The organism is Propionimicrobium sp. BV2F7 (assembly GCF_000510445.1).
Classification (GTDB): domain Bacteria; phylum Actinomycetota; class Actinomycetes; order Propionibacteriales; family Propionibacteriaceae; genus Propionimicrobium; species Propionimicrobium lymphophilum.
Genome location: NZ_AZIS01000003.1, coordinates 546,033 through 566,748 on the forward strand (window position 1 = coordinate 546,033; position 20,716 = coordinate 566,748).

Annotated in this window: 18 protein-coding genes; 11 read left to right on the forward strand and 7 right to left on the reverse strand. The window is 55.0% G+C overall.

The window, feature by feature from the left end:
• Positions 1–10: 10 nt before the first annotated feature.
• Complete coding sequence (locus HMPREF1255_RS03430; RefSeq protein WP_024110835.1) at positions 11–1,603, reverse strand: SpaH/EbpB family LPXTG-anchored major pilin; 1,593 nt, start codon at positions 1,601–1,603, stop codon at positions 11–13.
• A gap of 30 nt (positions 1,604–1,633) precedes the next feature.
• On the reverse strand, positions 1,634–4,306 hold the full coding sequence (locus HMPREF1255_RS03435) for a hypothetical protein (protein WP_155948450.1): 2,673 nt from the start codon (positions 4,304–4,306) through the stop codon (positions 1,634–1,636).
• A gap of 513 nt (positions 4,307–4,819) precedes the next feature.
• On the opposite strand from HMPREF1255_RS03435, the gene HMPREF1255_RS03440 reads away from it, so the two are divergent.
• The 3 genes from HMPREF1255_RS03440 (at position 4,820) to modB (ending at position 7,633) form a co-directional block, all read left to right on the forward strand.
• Entirely contained in the window at positions 4,820–5,197 is a 378-nt protein-coding gene (locus HMPREF1255_RS03440; RefSeq protein ID WP_024110915.1) for a molybdopterin-binding protein, read from the forward strand.
• Between the two features lie 44 nt (positions 5,198–5,241).
• Positions 5,242–6,036 (forward strand): molybdate ABC transporter substrate-binding protein, encoded by a 795-nt coding sequence (gene modA, locus HMPREF1255_RS03445; RefSeq protein ID WP_024110580.1) that lies wholly within the window; start codon positions 5,242–5,244, stop codon positions 6,034–6,036.
• A gap of 70 nt (positions 6,037–6,106) precedes the next feature.
• On the forward strand, positions 6,107–7,633 hold the full coding sequence (gene modB / locus HMPREF1255_RS03450) for a molybdate ABC transporter permease subunit (protein ID WP_024110639.1): 1,527 nt from the start codon (positions 6,107–6,109) through the stop codon (positions 7,631–7,633).
• On the opposite strand, the gene HMPREF1255_RS03455 is transcribed toward modB, so the two are convergent.
• The 4 genes from HMPREF1255_RS03455 to HMPREF1255_RS10170 all read right to left on the reverse strand — a co-directional run bounded on the left by HMPREF1255_RS03455 (position 7,627) and on the right by HMPREF1255_RS10170 (position 11,442).
• On the reverse strand, positions 7,627–8,475 hold the full coding sequence (locus HMPREF1255_RS03455) for a DUF4081 domain-containing GNAT family N-acetyltransferase (RefSeq protein WP_024110557.1): 849 nt from the start codon (positions 8,473–8,475) through the stop codon (positions 7,627–7,629). The genes modB and HMPREF1255_RS03455 overlap by 7 nt on opposite strands.
• Positions 8,475–9,620 (reverse strand): flavodoxin-dependent (E)-4-hydroxy-3-methylbut-2-enyl-diphosphate synthase, encoded by a 1,146-nt coding sequence (gene ispG / locus HMPREF1255_RS03460; RefSeq protein ID WP_016455808.1) that lies wholly within the window; start codon positions 9,618–9,620, stop codon positions 8,475–8,477. Before ispG ends, HMPREF1255_RS03455 begins: the two co-directional genes overlap by 1 nt.
• A gap of 8 nt (positions 9,621–9,628) precedes the next feature.
• Positions 9,629–10,834, reverse strand: coding sequence for a 1-deoxy-D-xylulose-5-phosphate reductoisomerase (gene dxr / locus HMPREF1255_RS03465; RefSeq protein ID WP_024110645.1), 1,206 nt, complete (start codon positions 10,832–10,834; stop codon positions 9,629–9,631).
• A gap of 140 nt (positions 10,835–10,974) precedes the next feature.
• On the reverse strand, positions 10,975–11,442 hold the full coding sequence (locus tag HMPREF1255_RS10170) for a histidine phosphatase family protein (RefSeq protein WP_051394976.1): 468 nt from the start codon (positions 11,440–11,442) through the stop codon (positions 10,975–10,977).
• A 45-nt stretch (positions 11,443–11,487) separates the two neighbouring features.
• Here HMPREF1255_RS10170 and cbiB point away from each other — a divergent pair, with 45 nt between their 5' ends.
• The 7 genes from cbiB to HMPREF1255_RS03505 are packed head-to-tail and all read left to right on the forward strand — an operon-like array spanning position 11,488 to position 19,273.
• Positions 11,488–12,459 carry an adenosylcobinamide-phosphate synthase CbiB gene (gene cbiB, locus HMPREF1255_RS03475; RefSeq protein WP_024110581.1) on the forward strand — a complete coding sequence of 324 codons (972 nt, stop codon included), beginning with the start codon at positions 11,488–11,490 and terminating at the stop codon, positions 12,457–12,459.
• A complete protein-coding gene (locus HMPREF1255_RS03480) occupies positions 12,425–13,891 on the forward strand; it encodes a cobyric acid synthase (RefSeq protein ID WP_024110988.1) in 1,467 nt (488 codons plus the stop codon). The genes cbiB and HMPREF1255_RS03480 overlap by 35 nt, the downstream gene beginning before the upstream one ends.
• Complete coding sequence (cobO, locus tag HMPREF1255_RS03485; RefSeq protein ID WP_024110592.1) at positions 13,888–14,463, forward strand: cob(I)yrinic acid a,c-diamide adenosyltransferase; 576 nt, start codon at positions 13,888–13,890, stop codon at positions 14,461–14,463. The genes HMPREF1255_RS03480 and cobO overlap by 4 nt, the downstream gene beginning before the upstream one ends.
• A complete protein-coding gene (locus tag HMPREF1255_RS03490) occupies positions 14,463–16,865 on the forward strand; it encodes a cobyrinate a,c-diamide synthase (protein WP_024110838.1) in 2,403 nt (800 codons plus the stop codon). The genes cobO and HMPREF1255_RS03490 overlap by 1 nt, the downstream gene beginning before the upstream one ends.
• Positions 16,858–17,928, forward strand: coding sequence for a nicotinate-nucleotide--dimethylbenzimidazole phosphoribosyltransferase (gene cobT / locus HMPREF1255_RS03495; RefSeq protein WP_016455801.1), 1,071 nt, complete (start codon positions 16,858–16,860; stop codon positions 17,926–17,928). Before HMPREF1255_RS03490 ends, cobT begins: the two co-directional genes overlap by 8 nt.
• Positions 17,928–18,458 carry a bifunctional adenosylcobinamide kinase/adenosylcobinamide-phosphate guanylyltransferase gene (gene cobU / locus HMPREF1255_RS03500; RefSeq protein WP_016455800.1) on the forward strand — a complete coding sequence of 177 codons (531 nt, stop codon included), beginning with the start codon at positions 17,928–17,930 and terminating at the stop codon, positions 18,456–18,458. Before cobT ends, cobU begins: the two co-directional genes overlap by 1 nt.
• Positions 18,455–19,273 carry an adenosylcobinamide-GDP ribazoletransferase gene (locus tag HMPREF1255_RS03505; RefSeq protein WP_016455799.1) on the forward strand — a complete coding sequence of 273 codons (819 nt, stop codon included), beginning with the start codon at positions 18,455–18,457 and terminating at the stop codon, positions 19,271–19,273. The genes cobU and HMPREF1255_RS03505 overlap by 4 nt, the downstream gene beginning before the upstream one ends.
• On the opposite strand, the gene rlmN is transcribed toward HMPREF1255_RS03505, so the two are convergent.
• The gene (gene rlmN, locus HMPREF1255_RS03510; RefSeq protein WP_024110833.1) at positions 19,246–20,355 is read right to left on the reverse strand and encodes a 23S rRNA (adenine(2503)-C(2))-methyltransferase RlmN; all 1,110 of its coding nucleotides are present in this window, start codon (positions 20,353–20,355) and stop codon (positions 19,246–19,248) included. The genes HMPREF1255_RS03505 and rlmN overlap by 28 nt on opposite strands.
• A gap of 74 nt (positions 20,356–20,429) precedes the next feature.
• On the opposite strand from rlmN, the gene HMPREF1255_RS03515 reads away from it, so the two are divergent.
• Positions 20,430–20,714 (forward strand): ACT domain-containing protein, encoded by a 285-nt coding sequence (locus HMPREF1255_RS03515; RefSeq protein ID WP_016455797.1) that lies wholly within the window; start codon positions 20,430–20,432, stop codon positions 20,712–20,714.
• Positions 20,715–20,716: the final 2 nt, after the last annotated feature.

Sequence of the window (20,716 nt, forward strand, 5' to 3'; positions counted from 1 at the left end):
TCAGTTATTCTTACGCGAGCTCTTTATTACGACGGTGAGCTACGGTTAGAGCACCTGCTGCGATAGCAACAAGGGCGATGCCACCACCGGTCAGAGCGATCGCACCCTGAGCACCGGTAAGGGGCAGACCGGGAACGATCTGCTTGTTGTTGTTGACCTTAAGGTCGTAGGTACCAGCTGCGGTCTCGCCTGCGGTAACCTTCAGCGCGATCGGATCGGCCACCTTAACGTAACCGACCGGAGGCTCGATCTCTTTGAGGATGTAGCAGCGGGTGTCGGACTCATTGCCCTTCTCAGTAACCACGCCCTGAGCGTCTGTTTCCTTGTATTTAGCCGAAACGAACAGGCCATCGATGGTGACTACACCGTTTTCATCTGAAATGAATTCGGCCTTAGTGTTTACCGAGATCGGCTTAGCGTCTGCTGGAATCGCGGTGTCGGTGCATTTTCCATCCTTAGGGTAAAGGCTATCGTCCTTCGGAGCGTAGACCTCGAACTTGGCGTCCTTAAGGAGCTTCTTCTCATCATTATCGGCGTACTTCAGAACCTTGACGTTGCCCCACTTGGTCTTGACCTCGTTGGTGGGGTTGCCCTTTTTCTTCGGTTCGAACTCGTTGTTCGGGTCGGTAGAGTACTCGGCTTCGTTCTTGATGGTTCCATCACCGACGGAGGATACGGTGGTATCGAAGGTTACCTCGACCTTCTTGCCGCCCAGAGTCTTTAGCTTAGTCAAGCCAGCATCGGTGAATTTAACACGAACGGTCTGCTTTTGGCCCTCTTCCTTGGCAGCAGCTTCAATCGTATAGTCGTCCCCTTCTTTGAAAGTGTCGCCGCCCACGACCTTGACACTCGGAACAGCCTTGTAGGTCAGGCGGGCGTCGAAGGTATCAGAAACCACGTAGTGTGCCAGCTTGTCGTAACCTGCAGGCAGCTTCGGAATATCAGTGGTCACCTTGAAGGAAACCTTGGAGCCCAGGCCGAGACCTTCCTGCTTGACGTTTTCCTTCTTGGCCTCGCCAACCTCGTTCTTCGGGTAGGCGTGAACGTCGTAGAGCCAGCTCTTGTTGTACGGCATCGGAATGGTGGCGATGAATGGACGAGCAGGAACGGTCACTTTAGCCGGAGCCTTGGTCTCACAGACCAGGTAAGCAGCAATGGCGGGCTTGTCAAAAATAGTGATGCCATCACCGTTTGTCGGGGTAAGTTTATTTCCTTTCTCAACCGTGAACTGGGTTCCATCAATGGTGAAAGAGCCCTTAGCAGCATCGGCACAGACTGTCGATGGCACATCGGTAACCTTCGCCAACGTATCCCAATCCTGGTACTTGTTAGCTAGGTCGAGGCTGGTGATCTTGTAGGTGGTGAACTCAACACCCTCTAGAGGTTTGGGAAGCGGACCGGATTTTCCGTCAGGAGTAACCGCAGGGTTGCTATTTTCCTCGTGCTTGTGGATCGTCAGCTTGGTAGGCTGAGTCGAATCGATGTTGTCCAGAGTAACATCACCCTCGGCGTGGGCGGTGGCGCCCAGCCCAGTCAGCACACCGCTGGTGCCGATCAAGCAGCTCGCGGCGATAAGCGCGAGTGCCTTTTTAGTCTTTTTCATGACTAACCTTTCTTGTTGATTCTTGCGCGATTATTTAGTTGCGAGTCGCTGTCGCCTTCTGGCGAGCACGATTGTTGTCGTGCCCAACCCGAGAAGGCCTAGGGCTAGGACAACGAACACGGTGCGACTTATTCCGCCGCTAAGCGGAAGTACTACTTGTGGGGGCGCGGAGTTCACGAAGCGATAGACCGCATGCTCCCCCGGCTGAACGCTTACCGGCTTTGTTCTGTCAACCTCTTGCCAGTCGGCTGCAGCGTTCATGTCTGGTTTATTTGGATTAGTGCCGACGTACTTTTCCAGTTTGTTGGCGAGATAAGCGACGTCAGATTTTTCACTCAAGGTGAATTCGCCGCCTGGTAGAACCGGAATGCTGTTGTTTTTTGTTACTTCTTCTGAGCCCTCTGCCGACAAGGATTTCTGAGTATCAGTTTTGGCTTTAGCAGAAACAGTCACATCTGAGGGCTTTAGGCCGGTGGACTTGTCTTTGACGTACTTAAGGACAGTCAATTCCGCGGTGGTGTTGGTAACGGTGCATGTGACGTCCTTGCCTGCCTCTACAGTCACTGACTCGGTTTTTTCTCCCTTTACAGTGTCGACTTTTTTGACTTCGTTGTCTGCGCAGCTCCAGTCGCCTTTTTGCGCATACGAAACGAAGTTCTCGTCAGAGGCCTCGGAGAGAGAATAGGTTCCAGGTTTAACCGTTGCACTGATGGAGTCTTTGCCAGCTTCAGGGTTGCCGTTCAAACCTTTTACCTCTTTGCTGTCTTTATCGAGTGCAATCAGTTTAAAGTTCTCCGGCTTAGCAAGGGTGTAGAGACCCTCAACACCATTAGCCACGGGAGCCACTTGCTTCTTCAGCGTTAGCGTGGTCTTGGGCTTGTTGACGAAGGTGCAGGTCATGGCGCGTCCAGGACCAAAAGGATCAGGATTAGGAATTTCTACATATTGCTGGAATATGTTTTCCGTTTGCTTGCCTCCCTTTGGATCAAATGTAAATACCGCGCTCTTCCCATCATCCATCTTGCATTCAAGATTCATCTCGTAATCGGAAAGCTTTGTGGTCTCATTCGCAGGCCCTTCCCTGAAATAGTATTTCGCGCCAGGACGAACAATCACCGGCCCGACAATAGCGTTATCTTGAATTCCATCTTCTGGGTGTTTTGAGTGGTCAGTCTTCTTTAACACAAAAGGCTCTGGGGCTGAACCATCATCATTAAGAGGAGCATTGTCAATGGAAATCCTGAAATCATCAGTTTTTTTCTTACGGGTTAAATCTTTTTGAATTTTAACTGTCGGTGGAATTGTGCAAGAGGCCAGATCGGACCCTGTCCTATCTTTTTCCCCATAAGTCATCTCAGAAGAAATGTTATCTTTCTGGATTTCTGTCTTACCACTCATCGGGTTCACAACGTAAATTGAAGTTTGCGTTCCGCTATATTGAACGATTAGTTTTCCATCAGAATTCACCGCAATGCCATTGTAAGAAATACCTTTTCCATAGTTAGCCTCTCTGATAGGTTCTGCAGGTATTTCTCCGCCAGCAGCGTTTTTTATGTCTTCTGCCTTAACAGTTAGCAGCTTACCGTTCCCGCTGCTGGGGTCGTGGTAAAGCAAAAACATATTTCCTTTATCATCAAAACTAAGGTCCCCGTTAGCAGTTAGACCAGTTCTGCCAGCATCTTCTTTATTCACTCGAATATTTCCGACATGTTTCACATTTCCATTTTCAAACGCAAACAAATGAAAATAAATTAGCTTGTAAGTTTCTGTTTTTCCTTCACAGTCATACCAGCGATCAACCCATTTCCAACGCAAACTACCCCAATCCCATACCTCTTCCTTAACTTTGTACTGCCAGCGACCATCCCTGAAAGTACCTTTTTTCCAGGTCCTTGAATCTTTATCCCAATACACAGACGGGTCGGTATCAGTCACCGCATTTTGAGAGACCGTATACCCGCCAAAATAATAAATCCCATTTTCCTGGCTAGGAATCATTCCACCAGCAATTAGACGATTAGAATAAATGTAATAGTCACCTTTGTACCTGAGATCAGGATTTTTTTGATCATAGACGACTCTAACGCCATCTTTTTCAGTCCACTTAAGAATTCGAAGATACTGGTATGGTTTAGAGCCATCTTGATATTCCAATGTATATCTCTGATAAGCGTAAGCCTCTTTACCCTTCGCACCGATGGCTAATCCGTTAAAATAATAATAGCTAGGAAGACCTTTAGCGTCCTTACCATTTTTATCCTTGGCTTTACTGAAATCTATGGAGGTTTTTTCTACCTTCGTTTCATCTCCAACCCCGTTAATCTTCCAGACCTCGCCAGTTTCAGTGCTCAATGAATAATAATCGTTATATCCACACGAAAACACGCTCAAGGCGCGCTCCTGACTTAAAGCTTGAGGTGTCGCTTGCGGGGCTATCTCCAAACTTTCAGAATCATTCTCCGGATCCTCGCTTTGAGAATTTGCTTCTACAGGTGCAGCGGAAGCGTCAAACTCAGCATCAGCCTCGCCAACCGTCTGCACAGCCTTAGGCTCAGGCGAATTAGTCGGTTCTGCGCTTGTCTCGGCCTGGGCTGATGGGGCGAGGCTCAGGCCAAGCAGCATCGCCATAGAACAAAACGACGCGGCTAAGGCTTTGGACGTCTTCGACTTGCGATAAAGGCGCCCTAAATATTTATGAAGCATTGAATCCCCCGACTCAAAAATCAGACCTTATGACAAGCATCACTTTAGGCCTGATTCAAATCGGTTTTGTCACACACCCCACTTGTCAAGGGAGGACGCACACCTTTAGCCCACACTGTTTTACAGTTGTCGAGCGTAAAAACGCTTTTGCCGCAGACCATTTTGATTCTTTACAAAAAATATTTACCCCCTCCCCCCCCCCTTACTCAACCCCCACCGCTTAACCCTTTTCACGCCCCTTAAGCGAAAAGAAAAGTGAGGTTTCCAGCTAGGAGAACCCTTGCCCATCTAAAGCGCATTAAACCCCGTAGCAAACACGAAGGTCACGAAAAGAAACTTTGTCACCTGTTAGATAAACTATTTTTGGCGGCACAGCACTGGCACCCCTTCGAGCTTTAAGCACAATCGATAATCAGCCACTCAGAAAACTGAAAACAGAAGTTTTTAGCCAACTTAAACCGCACACGAGGGAAAAAGTAGAAAATTTTCCCTATTACTAGATAGGATCAGAAAATGATGAGTTACAGGATCTCTGAAGTTGCAGCACTTCTTGGAGTTTCCGACGACACCGTCCGCCGCTGGTTAGAGGACGGAAGAATAGAGGCCGTTGAGGGGTCGTCACCTCGAAAGGTGACCGGCTTCTCCTTGGCCAACTATCTGTCCCAGGAACACCAGCTTTCCGGATCTCACGATGTTTCGACGAGGAACATGCTCAAAGGCCTAATCATCGAGATCAAGAGCGACACCGTGATGAGCCAGGTAGTTATGCAGTGTGGCCCCTTCAGAGTCGTATCGCTCATCAGCACAGAGGCCGTTAAAGATCTGGGACTAGGACCAGGCGTGATCGCCAACGCTCAGATCAAGGCCACGAACGTATCCATCGTTAAATAGCTTGTGTTTAAAAGGCGCTAGCTAGACAACAGAAAAGGTGAACAATGAAGCGTTTGCTAGCTCTACTTAGCGCCTTGCTACTGAGCCTGACACTGGCTTCCTGCTCGAACGGCGAGAACATCGAAACGAGCGAGAGCGCCTCCACAAGCGAAAACCTAGGTTCCGTGACCGTTTTCGCTGCAGCATCCCTGCGCGACGCGCTACAAGAACTTAACGAAGAAGTATTCCTCAAGGACCACCCTGGCACCAAGGTAACTTTCAACTTCGACGGTTCACAGAACCTGGTTAGCGGCATAAACCAGGGCCAGCCCGCCGATATCCTGCTCACAGCCGACCAGAAAAACATGACCAAGGCCATCAAGAACGGCGACGTCGAGTCGGACGTTTCCTACGCCACCAACACCATGGTCATGGTGACCCCCGCCGACAACCCGGCCGATGTTAAGGAGTTCACCACTGGCGGGCTGGCCGGCAAGAAGCTTGTCATCTGTGCACCTGACGTGCCCTGCGGCAACGCAACCAAGAAGCTTGCTGAGCAGAACGGCGTCGAGCTGAACCCGGTCTCTGAGGAACAGAACGTCAAGGATGTTCAGGCAAAGATCACCACGGGTGAGGGCGACGTCGGCCTCATCTACAAGACCGACGCCATGAACGCCGGCGACAAGGTTCAGGTCATCGAGATTCATGGCGCCGACAAGGTGGTCAACGATTACCGCATCGCAGTGGTAAAGAACGCGTCCAACAAGGATGGCGCACAGGCCTTCATGGACGCCGTTATTTCCGAGGCCGGACAGAAGATTCTGGCTAAGTACGGTTTCACTCCCCCGACCAGCAATTAATAAGCAAAAAACAACGCCCGGGCTGCTGAGGTTAGCTACCGAGGCACCTGGGCATTTTTAAGTAAGAGAAATGAAGAAAGCCAAATATGCGCCCTGGTTGTTGGTGCCGGGAACTATCGCTGCAGCATTTCTGCTCATCCCATTAGTCACGATCGTAATCAGGACTCCCTGGACCAACTTTTTCGATCTGATAACCACAGACGTCAGCATTGATGCTCTCGTTCTTTCGGCAAAAACTTGCGCTATAACGCTCTTGATCTCACTCGTGGTTGGAGTTCCCCTCGTCTTCGTATTGGCGCATCTGCCAGATATGTGGTGGGCCAGGCTGCTACGGACCGTCGTCACGCTTCCGATGATGCTGCCGCCAGTCGTTGCAGGTTTGGCGCTGCTGCTGACCTGGGGGCGTCGGGGCATTATTGGCGAACACCTGAGTGTGCTTGGCATCGAGATCGGCTTCTCCACGATCGCCGTAGTCATGGCTCAGACGTTCGTCGCCATGCCGTTCCTGGTCTCTTCGCTGGAGGGTGCGATTCGTTCCTCCGGCGTCGAATACGATGAGGCAGCCCGCGCGCTTGGCGCCAGCCGCAGCAGGACTTTCTTCGAAGTTACCGTTCCGGTCATGCTGCCCGCGATCATCAACGCCGGATGCATGTGCATCTCCAGGGCCCTGGGCGAGTTTGGTGCCACAATCACCTTCGCCGGATCTTTGCAGGGCTCGACACAGACGATGCCCCTTGCTATCTACCTGCAAAGACAGTCTTCTCAAGACGAAGCACTGGCGCTTGCGGTTGTGTTGATCATTGCCGCAATCGTCGTACTATACGGCGGAAATCTTGTCGCTTCGCTTCTGCCAGGCGCTAAAACCAAATCTCAGTTGAAAGCAAAAAATAAAGCTAAAAACAGGAAGGCTGAGCTCATCGAGCAGCCCGACACGACACCAATCCAGATAACAAAGCCAACCAGCGCGAGGCCATCAGCATGCACATCTATACACGTCGATGCTGCTGTTGCGGACAGGGGCGTCCACCTAACCACAAACATCCCGGGAGGGGTTTTGACCTCTGTAATGGGCCCCAACGGATCTGGAAAGTCGACGCTACTTGGTTTGATTTCGCAGACGCTAGAACCCACCTACGGATCGGTTCAATTCGATCCCTCAAACCCGCAGATTGTTTTGCTTCAGCAAAAACCCCTGCTCTTCCCACACATGAGCGTGCAAAGCAATGTCGAATTCGGGCTTAGGGCACGAGGCTTACCTCGCGAAACCGTGAAGACCAGGGCAAAGGCCGAATTGGCAAGCGTCGGCCTAACCGCGATGGCGAACAGGCGGCCTAGCCAACTCTCCGGTGGTCAAGCTCAGCGGGTTGCCATTGCCAGGGCCATGGCGATTGACCCAGACATCGTTCTGCTCGACGAGCCGATGGCAGGCCTAGACGAAAGATCGGCGGACGCTGTGCGGGAAGACCTTGCCGCGCGGCTTGAGGCGTCCCCGTTCACCGCTGTGCTCGTGACTCACGATGTAGAAGACGCGGACAGGCTAGCAAGCAATAAGATCCTGATTCGCCACGGAAGGGTGTCTAAAGAGGAGTCTCAGTAGAGGATAGTGCCCAGGCAACCGAACTCCTGGAACCCCACCTTTTCGTAGAGTCTCCTGGCTGAAGTGTTGTAATCGTTGACGTAGAGCGACACGACGTCGTAATCGAGCGCGCATAGCTCAATTACCTTAGCTAGCGCACCGACGCCCAATCCTCTGCCACGCAGCTCGGGAGCGACCCAAACGCCTTGAATCTGGCAAAAGCTCTTGTAGCTGCAGCCGATATCGGTTTTGAACCAAACCTCGCCATCCTCGCAAGCGCCGAACGATCTCCCCTGCCTGATCAGCCTAGAGATATAGGACTGATAGCTGTTGAACTCGTCCAACGGAGAGATGCCCAGCTCCTCGGTGTACATTTTTACCGCAGCTTCGAAATAAGGCCGATAGTTTTCCGGGCCTATCCGGCATACCCTTTCGTCTGCGGCCACCAACGTAGTGTTACCGATCGCCAGTAACGGCTGCCTAGCTCGAATCTCTCTAGGCCTAGCCCAAGCCCTGGGCCAAGCGGAAGCCAAAGTGCGGAAGAACTTCTCCACGTTTGTGCTGGAGCCCATGATGGCGCTGGCCTTGCGAATTGGCCCCACGCGCCGCACAAAACCACCAACTGCCTCATCGGTTAGCTCATCGTTAACGCTGGCCAAAACAATGTTCACGCCATCGTGGCAGACATCGATGAGCCTTCCGTTCGACCAGTATCCGTAAAGGCAACAACCCAATCGATCGATATTGAAACCACCGTCGACGAGCCTGGAAAGCAAAAAGAGGTTCTCGATCGGCTTCTTCTCCAACAGCTCGACTAGCTCTCCGATGTCCCTGCGCCGAAGCCTGTGCAGGCCATCCGGCACTAGCTGATCACTACCTCGGGGTGGCCGCTCTGCTCCATGGTCTCGGCGATGCGCAAGGCGTGACCCATTAGAGTTTCGACGATTTCGTCCTCGGGAACAGTCTGGATCACCTTACCCTTGACGAAAATCTGACCCTTACCGTTGCCGGAAGCAACTCCTAGGTCGGCTTCGCGAGCCTCGCCGGGGCCGTTGACGATGCAACCCATTACGGCGACTCGAATCGGCACGGTCAAGTGACCCAAACCCTCGTTTACTTGACGAGCTAGCTCGTAGACGTCCACCTGGGCGCGCCCACAGCTTGGGCAACTAACGATTTCGAACTGGCGAGGACGAAGATTTAGCATCTCGAGGATCTTGATGCCGACCTTTACCTCTTCGACCGGAGGCTCAGAAAGCGAAACGCGAATCGTGTCGCCGATGCCTTCGGCGAGCAACGCGCCGAACGCTACCGCAGACTTGATAGTGCCCTGGAAGGCGGGACCCGCCTCGGTGACGCCGAGGTGAAGAGGATAGTTGCAAGCCTCAGACAGCCTGCGATATGCCTCGACCATAATCACCGGGTCGTGGTGCTTGACCGAAATCGCGAAATCGAAGAAGTCCACGTCCTCGAAGAGCCTGGCCTCGTTCAGCGCGGACTGCACCAGCGCACCGGCAGGATCCTTCTCGTACATCCCGAGCAGACGCTTATCCAGCGAACCCGCGTTGATTCCGATGCGGATGCTGGTGCCATGATCTTTGGCGGCCTTCGCAATCTCGGAAATCTTGTCGTCGAACTTCTTGATGTTACCGGGGTTAACGCGCACACCCGCACAACCTGCCTCGATTGCAGCGAACACGTATCTGGGTTGGAAGTGAATGTCGGCGATTACGGGAATCTTAGACTTGGCCGCAATTGCTGGAAGCGCATCTGCATCGTCTTGGCTGGGGCAAGCAACACGAATGATGTCGCAGCCCGCAGCAGTTAATTGAGCGATCTGTTGAAGAGTCGAGTTGATATCGGCAGTCAGCGTGTTGGTCATCGATTGCACAGTGACGGGCGCGTCACCGCCGACATAGAGGTCGCCCAGCTTAACCTTCCGGGTCTCGCGGCGAGGAGACAAAACCGGCGGCTTCTTCGCAGATGGTGTGCCTAGATTAACGCTCATCAGTTCCTCTACTTTCCTTCGCTCTCGATGATCTCGCTCGCGCGGCCTCTAGCCCACGCATCTGCGCCGAGGACGCTTTCCAAACTCAGGCCTTCATCAGATACGTGCCCATTAGCCAGGTGGTCGTCCAGAACCTTTCCAATGATGTCCGAGATATCCAGAAAACCTATTTTACCTTCGCAGAATGCGTCCACACACACCTCGTTGGCGGCGTTATAGACGGCGGGCGCGCTGCCAGAGGCTTTGCCCGCCTTACGCGCCAGCTCCACTGCTGGAAATGTTTCGTTATCGAGAGGTTCGAAGGTCCACTCTTGGGCCTTGCTCCAATCGACGGGTCGAGCCGCCTCGGGCATACGGTTGGGCCAAGTCAGAGCCAACCCGATAGGCAGCTTCATGTCTGGCGGGGACGCCTGGCAGATTAATGCCCCATCGTTAAACTCAACCCCGGAGTGCACCATAGACTGCGGGTGCACGACGACCTGGATTTGGTCGAAGTCAACGTCGTATAGAAGTGCCGCCTCGATGAGTTCAAGCCCCTTGTTGACCAAGGTCGAAGAGTTGATGGTGATCACCCTGCCCATATTCCAGGTGGGGTGGGCCATTGCCTCCTCGACCGAGACATTCTTCAGTTCATCTCGGGTCTTACCTCTAAATGGGCCGCCCGATGCGGTAAGAATGAGTTTGCTGACCTCTTCGCTGCGGCCGCCTCGCAGGCACTGCGCGAAAGCTGAGTGCTCGGAATCAACCGCGACAAGCTGGCCCTCTGCCGCAGCCTCGGTCACTAGTTTTCCGCCGATTACCAGCGACTCTTTGTTAGCCAAAGCCAAAGTTGTGCCCGCTTTCAGAGTGGCCAGCGTGGCAGTAAGCCCAGCCGCTCCGGTTACGGCGTTCAAAACGATATCGGTGTCCATCGCGGCTAACTCATCAGTGGAATTTTCACCGCTGATCACCTCTGGACGATAAAGCTCCTCTTCGATGAGCCCCTCTTCGATGCCGATGTTTTCGTAAGCGGCCCAAAAATCGCCGACGCGCCTTTCATCGGTGATCGCCACTTTTTGCGGCCTGAACTCATAAACCTGTTTGGCCAGCAACTCTGGCTGAGAACCATACGCGGCAAGGCCGTCGATCATGAACTCTGAGCGTCGAGCACCAATTACCTCGAGGGTTTGGGTGCCGATCGAGCCGGTTGAACCTAAAAGAACTACGCTTCGCACATTCTCTAGTCTGCCACTTTTATCGCACCAACCCAGAAACGTGTGTTAGCTCGCGTGGGTCTTAAGATTGACTACCGATATGAGTAAACTGGGTTGCCAGTGGACAGCTGCGACGACGAGGTAAGGGAGGCTCCATGGAACTACCACACAACTGGAAGAGCCTGCCCGTAGCCAAGCTTGACCCATTCGACGTCTCGGTGGCCCCCACCAAGCAACAAGGTGCGAAGGATCTTCAGGCAGTCTGCGTGGCCTACGACAATCGCAGGATCACCGCTCTCGGAAAGAATCGGCACGAAGCCGCTAAGCCTGGCCGCGACGTCCGCAACGGATTCACCGCCACCCCAAGCCACTTCGCTAATATGTTTGCCTTCAGGCACAGGCTCGGCCGTAAGTTCGCTAGGCAGTTTGCCCTCCAGGATTCCCCAATCCTGTTCGCGAAGCAGCGGGCTTTTGACGGGTTCAATGCCAAGACGCCCACCGATTATTTCGGCGGTTTGGATTGCCCTAACCTGATCGCTACACCAAATAGTTTTGGCCCCCGAAGCGACGAGTTCGCTCGCGGCCCTCTCCGCTTGCCGGACGCCAAGATCGGTCAGCGGCGGAGTCATATCTTGACCAAGCACCCGTCCCTCTACATTTCCAACTGATTGGCCATGACGAACAAGAAAACTCTTCACCAGATCAGACTATCCGCAGGCATCCCAGTCGGCATCGCCCTGGACGCCATCGTCGCGGATCCACCGAACGAATTACACCCGGTTGCGTGGTTCGGCAGCTGGTCGGGATTCCTCGAACGTCACATGTACAAAGACAATTCTTTGGCGGGCGCCTCTTATTGGCTCGCTGCCGTCGCCCCGGTGGCGGCATTCGGCGTTGGCCTGGACCTTTTCGGCAGGAGATTCCCGGCTTTACGCCCGATCGTCACATCCATCGTCACCTGGGCGGTGACCGGGGCGCGCAGCCTGCAATCTGAAGGCGACAAGATGGCGGAGAAGCTCGATTGGGGTGAGCTAGCTGAGGCACGTCAACAGCTCGGAAATCTTTGCGGCAGGGATGCCAGAGGCATGGACGAGCACGAGCTGGCCCGCGCAACGATAGAATCGATGGCTGAGAACGCCTCGGATGCTGTTGTGGCGGGCATATTTTGGGGTGCTGTCCTCGGCAACACCGGAATGCTAGTGCACCGAGCCGCTAACACCCTCGACGCCATGGTCGGCTACCACAACGACCGTTACGAGCACTTCGGCAAAGTCTCAGCGAAGATTGACGATGCGCTCAACTACATCCCGGCGAGGATAACCGGCCTGCTTGGCATACTCTCTGCGCCCAGCGTGGGCGGAAAAATCGAAAAAACTGCCCGTGTTGTTTTCAAAGATTCCCGAAACCACCCATCCCCCAACGGCGGCTGGTGCGAATCGGCTTGGGCCGGCGCAATCAACGTGAGACTTGGCGGAAGGAACGTGTACCCCGGTGGAGTCGTCGAGGATCGCGGGACGCTGAACGCACAAGGGCGCAAACCTGCAGCTCGAGCGGTTAGGAAGGCAGCGAAGCTAGTTGGCGTGGTAACAGCGGCTGCTGCCGGAATTGCCGGTGCTGCCCTATTTATTCGAGGTGGACGTGGCTAAAGGAATTTTGATCGCAGGCACTTCCTCTGATGCAGGTAAATCTGCGGTAGTCACAGGAATCTGTAGGGCTCTGAACAATCGAGGAGTTTCTGTTGCGCCTTACAAGGCACAGAACATGTCCAACAACTCGATGGTCTGCCCGGACGGAGCCGAGATCGGCAGAGCGCAATACCTGCAGGCTCAGGCCGCTCGAGTCCAGCCGAACGCCCTTTTGAACCCCGTTTTGCTAAAGCCGGGAAGCGACCGTCGTTCGCACATCGTGCTCATGGGCAAGGCGGATGGCACGCTAGAATCCGGCGAGTACTCCACCGGCAGGAAGCATCTGGCAGAGGCCGCTTTCGAGGCGTACCGCAAGCTAAGTTCGCAATACGAGGTGATTGTATGCGAGGGTGCCGGCTCCCCCGCCGAGATTAATCTGCGCAGCGGCGACTACGTGAACATGGGGTTAGCCAGGCAGTTCGATCTGCCGGTGGTTTTAGTCGGAGACATCGATCGCGGCGGTGTGCTGGCATCCATCTACGGCACTTGGGGCCTGCTGGGCCCAGAGGACAGGCGACTGCTTAACGGATACATAATTAATAAGTTCCGCGGCGATCAGACTGTTCTAGACCCGGGCCTCAAAGAGATCAGCGAACGAACTGGGTTGAAAAATTACGGGGTGCTGCCCTGGATCGGCGGCGTTTGGACTGACGGCGAAGATTCGCTCGAAGTGGCTCGCTGGCGAGGCCAGACCGGCGACGAGGGCACGCTGAAAGTCGCCGTGGTTCGATTCCCCCGCATCTCCAATTCAACCGATGTCGATGCTTTGGCCGCAGAGCCGGGAGTCTTCGTCCAGGTGACCACGCAAGCATCCGACCTGGTAGACGCTGACCTGGTTGTTCTTCCTGGCAGCCGTTCCACCACCTCCGATCTTGACTGGATGAATTCCAGAGGGATTTCCGAAGTAGTCAGAAATCGTCATGCCGAGGGCAAACCGGTGTTAGGCGTTTGTGGCGGATACGAAATGCTCGCACACGAGATTCACGATGAAGTTGAGGGCTCAATCGAGCAGGCGAAGGGGCTTGGGCTGCTGCCTATTGACGTGCGTTTCAGCCCCGAAAAAACAGTTCGGCAGGCCGCCTACAAGTGGCACGACATGTTGGTTTCGGGTTACGAAATCCATCACGGCAAAATAACCAGCAAAGGTCGCGCAGAGGAGTTCCTCGACGGCTATCGTTCTCAAAACACTTTCGGCACCATGCTTCATGGCAGCCTGGAAAACGATGATTTCCGCAGACGACTGTTGCTTGAAACCGCGCAGATCAGCGGAAGCCGTTGGCGTCCAGACCCCGAAGCCCCCGCCTATTCGCAGCGCAGAGAAGACATGATCAATGCGCTTGCGGATTCGATCGAGCAAAACGTCGACCTGGACGCGATGCTGGAGGCCATGTGAGCAGCACCAGAGAAAAGCGCCACAAACCACGGCTAATCGTGCACACCGGCGACGGCAAGGGAAAGTCCACGGCTGCCTTCGGCATGGGGCTGCGCTCTTGGGCGCAAGGTTGGAACGTCGGAGTCTATCAATTCGTGAAGTCCGGTAAATGGAAAGTTGGTGAGAAACTCGCATACGAGACGCTCGCCAAAGCTCATGAAGATAACGGAGTCGGTGGCTCGATATCTTGGTACACGCTAGGCGAAGGATTCACCTGGCTTCGCAGCAACGACCACACTGACCAGCAAAGCCTTGCCCAGGAAGGCTGGGACTTGGTGAAAAAACATTTAGCGGAGGAAAAGAACCGCCTGTATATCCTCGACGAGTTCAACCACGTTTTGTCTCGAGGCTGGCTAGACATCGACGAGGTAATCGACACGTTGGGCAGGCGGACAGGCAATCAAAACGTTGTCATTACCGGCAGGAAAGCACCTAAAAAGCTCATCGACGTAGCGGATTTGGTGACATCAATGGACAAAATCAAACACCCCTTTGACAAGGGAGAACGTGGACAGGCAGGAATAGAATGGTGATGCCGAGGATAGTTGTCGCGGCACCGGCCTCAGGCCAAGGCAAGACGACGGTCTCTATCGGCCTAATGGCCGCGCTCCGGCAGGCAGGCCACAAAGTAGCTCCATTTAAGGTCGGGCCCGACTACATTGACCCTGGATACCACACCCTTGCTGCGGGCAGGCAAAGCCGAAACCTGGACCCTCACTTGTGTTCTGAAGAGCTTATCGGCCCGCTCTTCAAGCACGGATTTGAAGAACCGGAGCCTGCCGACATAGCCGTCATCGAGGGAGTCATGGGGCTTTTCGACGGCAAGCTGGGCACGGTTAGCGACAACGGTGCATACGGGTCTAGCGCTCACATCGCGAGCCTCTTGCAAGCGCCCGTAGTTATTGTCGTAAATGGTTCGGGAAGCTCAATTTCCGCAGCCGCAGTTGCCCAAGGCATGGCCACCTATAGCTCCAAAATTAATGTGGTGGGAGTCATCGCAAACCGAATCTCCAGCCCTAAGATTGCGGCTGAATTGGCAAAGGCTTTGGAGCAGACGGGTTTGCCCTTGCTCGGCGCTATTCCTACTAATCAGCAGGTGTCTGCGCCATCTAGACATCTCGGGTTGATTCCTGCTGCCGAGAGGGACAGCGCTCAAGAGATGGTCGATACCGCAGGACGAATAGTCGCGGAAAACGTCGATCTCGACGAGATAATTCGGCTCGCCTCGCAGGCTCCCGATTTAGATGCCCAGGCGTGGCATCCGACCACCAAGCCGGTTGACGGCAATCCCAAAATCGCTGTTGCCGGTGGCAGCGCGTTCACCTTCAATTACCCGGAAACATTCGAACTACTCGAGGCAGCAGGCTGCGAAATAGCTTGGTTCGACCCGCTTACAGACCCCCAGCTGCCAGAGGACACCGCCGGCCTCTACCTGGGCGGTGGCTTCCCTGAGGTTTACGCGGGCAGGTTAGCCGATAACAGAAGCCTGACGGCTCAGATTGGCAAGGCGGTCCGGGCCGGGCTGCCAACTGTTGCAGAGTGCGCTGGGCTGCTGTACCTGTGCAAAGAAATCGACGGACTGCCGATGAGCGGGGCCCTAGATTTTACTGCGTCTATGACTCCCCGTCTTCGGATGGGCTATCGCGACTTTGAGCCTACGAAAGACTCAGTTATCTACCGGGTCGCAGAGAAAGTCAGATTCCACCAGTTCCACCGAACCAGAATTGATGGCGAGCAGGACTGGTACTTCACAGAGACCACGCACGCCACTTATCAGCACACTCATTGGGCTGCCTACCCGCAATTCGCCCAGCGTTTCGCTCAAGCCGCGAGCCAGTGGGCGGCAAGCCCTAAGTGTGTTTCTTCTTTCGCTGTTAAATTCTCCCCCAGTTCCTCCACCCAAGGAGACGGATTCGCCGATCTGAAGCACCACGGAGACGCCGAGCTGGACGAAAGCCTCGTCGATCTTGCTGTTAACGTCAGGGCGCCTAAACCCCCTGAGCTGATCCACCGAGCGCTAGCGCAAGACATCGATAACTGGAGCGCATACCCGAGCGCTAGAGAAGCAAGACGAGCGATAGCCGAACACCACGGCGTGTCCCCAGAGATGGTTCTACCGGCCGCCGGAGGCACACAGGCTTTTGATCTAATTGCTCAAGCGCTTCGGCCCAGCAACCCGCTGGTTATCCACCCGCAGTTCACCGAGCCCGAACATGCGCTCAGCCAGGTGTGCAAACAGGTTTACCGTAAGGTTCTGCCCGAACCATTCGAGTTGGACATCGAAATAGACGAAAAGTTTGACTTCATCGCTGTCGGCAACCCGACGAACCCTACCGGAGTGCTGCACCGAAAAGAGCAGCTTCTCAAGTTGGTCCGCGGCCACAGAGTGTTACTTGTCGACGAGGCGTTCATGGACGCAGTGCCCGGGGAGCCGGAGTCGTTAATCGGGCCGCAGATGACTGGCATTTTAGTCGCCCGGTCGTTAACCAAGACGTGGAGCATTGCGGGTGTGCGCGCAGGATACGTCGTCGGCGATCCGAGGCTCATAGCGGCGCTTGAGGACATTCAGCCGTCGTGGTCAGTCTCCACCCCGGCGGCCACCCTCATGTGCGCAACGACCACGCCAGATGCTCTCGAATACGTTTCGACTAGCAACGCCGAGCTAGCTCGAAACAGGCAGTGCCTAATTTCGCAGCTTTCCAAAGCAGGTTTCGAGGTCGTCGGAAATCCTTCGACGCCATTTGTACTGGTAAATGCTGCACAGATAGGCGACGATCCCGCCTCGACTCTACGCGAGCAGGGATTCGCCGCACGCAGCTGCGTGTCTTTCCCCGGGCTTGGGCCTGGCTGGCTGCGAATTGCCGTTCGAAGCCCAGAAATTTCCGCTAGCCTCGCCGCTGCTCTAAAAGAGCTAAAAGGAGAAACCAGTGACTGAGTTGTTCCACAAGACGATAAAACAAATAGTTCCCGTTGACGAAGACGTTAGGGCCAGGGCGGTTAAATTCCACGCCAACCTGACCAAACCGCCGACATCTCTTGGCTATCTCGAGGTAGTCGGTGAACAGCTTTCGGCAATTTCCGGTCAGTGCCCGCCGCCGCTGCCTTTGCCTGCGCGAACCTGCGTCTTCGCAGGCGACCACGGCGTCCAAGCACAGAAGGTTTCTCCCTGGCCCCAGACAGTCACAGAACAGATGGGCACGAACATCGCTCGCGGAGGCGCCGCAATCAACGTGCTATCCAGGCATGCCGGCGCAGACGTAGTGGTTTACAACGTCGGCGGGCTCACGAAGCTGCCTGAGAGCGAAACCTGTATCGACTGCCGAATCGCACCGGGAACAAAAGACATGACCCAGGGCCCAGCGATGAGTGAGAAAGAGGCCTACCAGGCGCTGGAGATCGGCATCAAAGCTGCTAAAGACGCGGTTGACGCCGGCAAAAAATGCCTCATCGCGGGCGAGTTGGGAATCGCAAACACAACACCGGCGGCAGCCCTGATCCGCGTTTTCACCGGGGCTGGAATCGCCGAGGTAACCGGCAGAGGCTCAGGGGCAGACGACGAGATGCTTGAGCGCAAGAAATCCGTAATCGCCACCGCGATCGCCGTTAATGGCGCAACCAAAAAGAAGCCGATCGAGGCACTCGCGGCAATCGGCGGATTCGAACACGCGGCCATGGCAGGTCTAATGCTCGGCGCTGCTGCCGCCAAAGTGCCGATCATCGTTGACGGCGTGATCGCCTGCTCCGCAGCGCTCGTCGCCGCGGCTATCTGCCCGGATGTTTTGGGCTACATGATCGCAGGTCACGACGGTGAAGAGCCTGGCATTAGGGCTGCTTTGGATAACCTGGGTCTTCGCGCGCTCCTCAAACTCGATCTAAGCCTCGGTGAAGGATCCGGAGCAGCGGCAGCACTGCCGCTCGTCACTGTTGCCGCGAAGATAATGAACGAAATGGCAATCTTTGGCGAAGAATCTGGCGTTAGCGGAGAGAAGGAAAACTAATGAGGCTGCTCGTCACGGGAGGCAGCAGGTCGGGTAAATCCGCTTACGCGGAAAACCAGTTGATCGACCTGGAAAAAGTCGATTACCTGGCCACCTCTTACAACGACCCTGCCGACGCCGAATGGCAGCACCGGATAAAGCTGCATCGAGAGCGAAGGCCACAGACCTGGAAGACCATCGAGACATTAAAAATTGCAAGTGAGATCTCTAAGGATTCTTCTGCGCCTCTGATGATCGACTGCCTAGGCGTTTGGCTAAGCAGAGTCATGGACGAACACGGTTTTTGGGAGAGCCTAGATGCCGGCCTAATTCAGCCTTCGGTTGACGAATTGATCTCCTCTCTCGAGAATACCTCCAGAGACGTCGTCCTCGTCACAAACGAGGTCGGCTGGTCGCTTGTTCCACCCGATGCGGGTTCCAGGGCCTACCGTGACGAACTCGGCAGGCTCAATGCGAAAGTTGCTGAGGTTTGCGACAAGGTGGTTCTATGCGTAGCAGGACAGCCACTGACCATTAAGGGACAGAAGTGAAGACAACAGTAACGAACCCATTCATAACTGCTCTTGCGATGTTCACCACGCTGCCGGCCCCAGACGTCGGCATAGTGGACAGATCCAGGAGCACGAGGACGATCGTCTGGCTGCCCTGGGTCGGTATGTTATTGGGCGCCCTTGGCGCCTTCGCTTGTGGACTAGTAATGATTTTGGGCGGCGGCCCGCTTCTCGGCGCAATCTGCGGCCTTGCCGTCCTGACGGTTTCTACCGGCTTTCTTCACCTGGACGGTTTAGCAGACACCGCTGACGGGCTCGGCTCTCGAAAGCCAGCCGAAGAGGCACTGCGAATCATGAAGCAATCCGACATCGGCCCGATGGGTGTGTGCGCGATTGTTCTAGTTCTGGCTATTGACACGTCCGCGCTCAGCTCCTTCGCCAACACGAACGCTAACGGCGAGCTGTGGGCACACGATTTCTGGCAGCAATTTGCGCTTCTAGTCACAGCTCCGATGGTAGCCAGGATGGCCGTTCTGATCGCGACGCGAGTTGGTGCGGAAACGGCTAGACCAGGCGGATTCGGGGCGCTATTCGCAGCGGTGACCAAACCTGTCACGATAGTCATCAGCCTGATTGCAATGGTGCTAGTAGTTGCCACTGCTAGCGGATTTGCGAGCGGCTTCAGCGCTTACGAAATCGTTCACTGGGTCATAGCCGCACTAATAGCGGTCGCGATCGGCACCTTGTGGCAGAAGCACTTGGTCAAGCGTTTCGGCGGCTCCACCGGAGACACCTTCGGATCGTTAATCGAGATAACCCAGATGTGCTATTTGCTTGCCTGCGTGCTGGGCTGAACCCTGCCCTCGCGGACAGCAGCAGCTAGCTGCCCGCAGGCACCGTCGATCTCTCGGCCTCGGGTTTCGCGCATCGTCGTCGGCACTCCCGATCGCTCCAAATGCTCGATGAAGGCCTTTTCGTCAGACTTGCGGCTGGCGGTCCACTTGCTGCCAGGCGTCGGGTTCAGCGGAATAAGGTTCACGTGGAACCACCCCCAGTCTCCCCTGGCGTGTAGTTTCTTCGCCAACATATCTGCGCGCCACGCCTGATCGTTGATATCGCGCATCATCGCGTATTCGATGGAGACCCGCCTGCCCGTCACCTTTGCGAAATTCCACGCAGCATTTAGCGTGGCATCGACGCCGTAACGCTTGTTGATCGGGATCAGTTCATCGCGCAGCTCGTCATCTGGTGCGTGCAGCGAAAGCGCCAGATTGAACTGCATTCCCTCCTCGGCGAGTTGGAGCATTTTGGGCACTAGGCCAACTGTAGAAACGGTTATGCCGCGCGCGCTCATCCCAAAACCGTCCGGTTTCGGTGTGGTCATCGCGTGGATGGCCCCCATGACCGCCTTGTAGTTGGCCATCGGTTCGCCCATCCCCATGAACACGATGTTGCTGACGCGATTATGGCCGGGAATTAAACCTTCTTCGAGCTGCTGATTGGCGACCATCAGCTGCTGCAAGATTTCAGCGGTCGAAAGATTGCGCTGCAGACCGCCCTGGCCGGTGGCGCAGAACGGGCAGCCCATGCCGCAACCTGCCTCACTGCTGATGCAAAGGGTTACCCTATTTGGGTAAGCCATCAAAACGGATTCAACGATCGACCCGTCAAGACCACGCCAAGCGACCTTTACAGTTTGACCGCCATCGGCGCTTTGCGTGCTAACCGGCTCCATGAGGTTCGGGAAAAACTTATCCGAGATTTTTGCGCGCATCTCCTTGGGCAGATCCGTCCAGGAATCTGGATCGCTGTTCAGCCTGCCAAACCAGTTATTGGATATCTGCGCGGCACGAAATTTAGGTAGCCCCAGCTCGACGACGGCGTTCTTACGCTCGTCGATGTCCAGATCCATCCAGTGCAGCGGGGCTTTCTTCATGAATCAATTGTTTCAACTTGCCGCTGGCAAACACAAAATGCATTGCCTCGCGTGGTCAGACTAGGATTAACAATGTGAACACCCAAGACATGACTGCAGTCGTAACGGTCACCGGCATCGACCACGTCGGAATCGTTGCGGCTATCGCCAACGCCCTCGCAAAACTGAACGTGAATATCGTCAACATCTCCCAGACCCTGATGGACGGCTTCTTCACGATGATGCTGGAGTGCCACTTCGACCCGGCTGAGATGTCCATCGAGAAGCTGCAGGCCGGCCTAGACGAGGCCGCCAAGGCAGAGAAACTTCTGGTTCGGGCGCAGTCCGAGGCCATCTTCAAAGCGATGCACGAGCTGTAAGC

Bases quoted from the DNA above. Each gene is read 5' to 3' on its own strand.
- HMPREF1255_RS03430 (WP_024110835.1), bottom strand. From the start codon at position 1,603: ATGAAAAAGACTAAAAAGGCACTCGCGCTTATCGCCGCGAGCTGCTTG.
- HMPREF1255_RS03435 (WP_155948450.1), bottom strand. From the start codon at position 4,306: ATGCTTCATAAATATTTAGGGCGCCTTTATCGCAAGTCGAAGACGTCC.
- HMPREF1255_RS03440 (WP_024110915.1), top strand. From the start codon at position 4,820: ATGATGAGTTACAGGATCTCTGAAGTTGCAGCACTTCTTGGAGTTTCC.
- modA (WP_024110580.1), top strand. From the start codon at position 5,242: ATGAAGCGTTTGCTAGCTCTACTTAGCGCCTTGCTACTGAGCCTGACA.
- modB (WP_024110639.1), top strand. From the start codon at position 6,107: ATGAAGAAAGCCAAATATGCGCCCTGGTTGTTGGTGCCGGGAACTATC.
- ispG (WP_016455808.1), bottom strand. From the start codon at position 9,620: ATGAGCGTTAATCTAGGCACACCATCTGCGAAGAAGCCGCCGGTTTTG.
- HMPREF1255_RS10170 (WP_051394976.1), bottom strand. From the start codon at position 11,442: ATGACTCCGCCGCTGACCGATCTTGGCGTCCGGCAAGCGGAGAGGGCC.
- cbiB (WP_024110581.1), top strand. From the start codon at position 11,488: ATGACGAACAAGAAAACTCTTCACCAGATCAGACTATCCGCAGGCATC.
- HMPREF1255_RS03490 (WP_024110838.1), top strand. From the start codon at position 14,463: ATGCCGAGGATAGTTGTCGCGGCACCGGCCTCAGGCCAAGGCAAGACG.
- cobU (WP_016455800.1), top strand. From the start codon at position 17,928: ATGAGGCTGCTCGTCACGGGAGGCAGCAGGTCGGGTAAATCCGCTTAC.
- rlmN (WP_024110833.1), bottom strand. From the start codon at position 20,355: ATGAAGAAAGCCCCGCTGCACTGGATGGATCTGGACATCGACGAGCGT.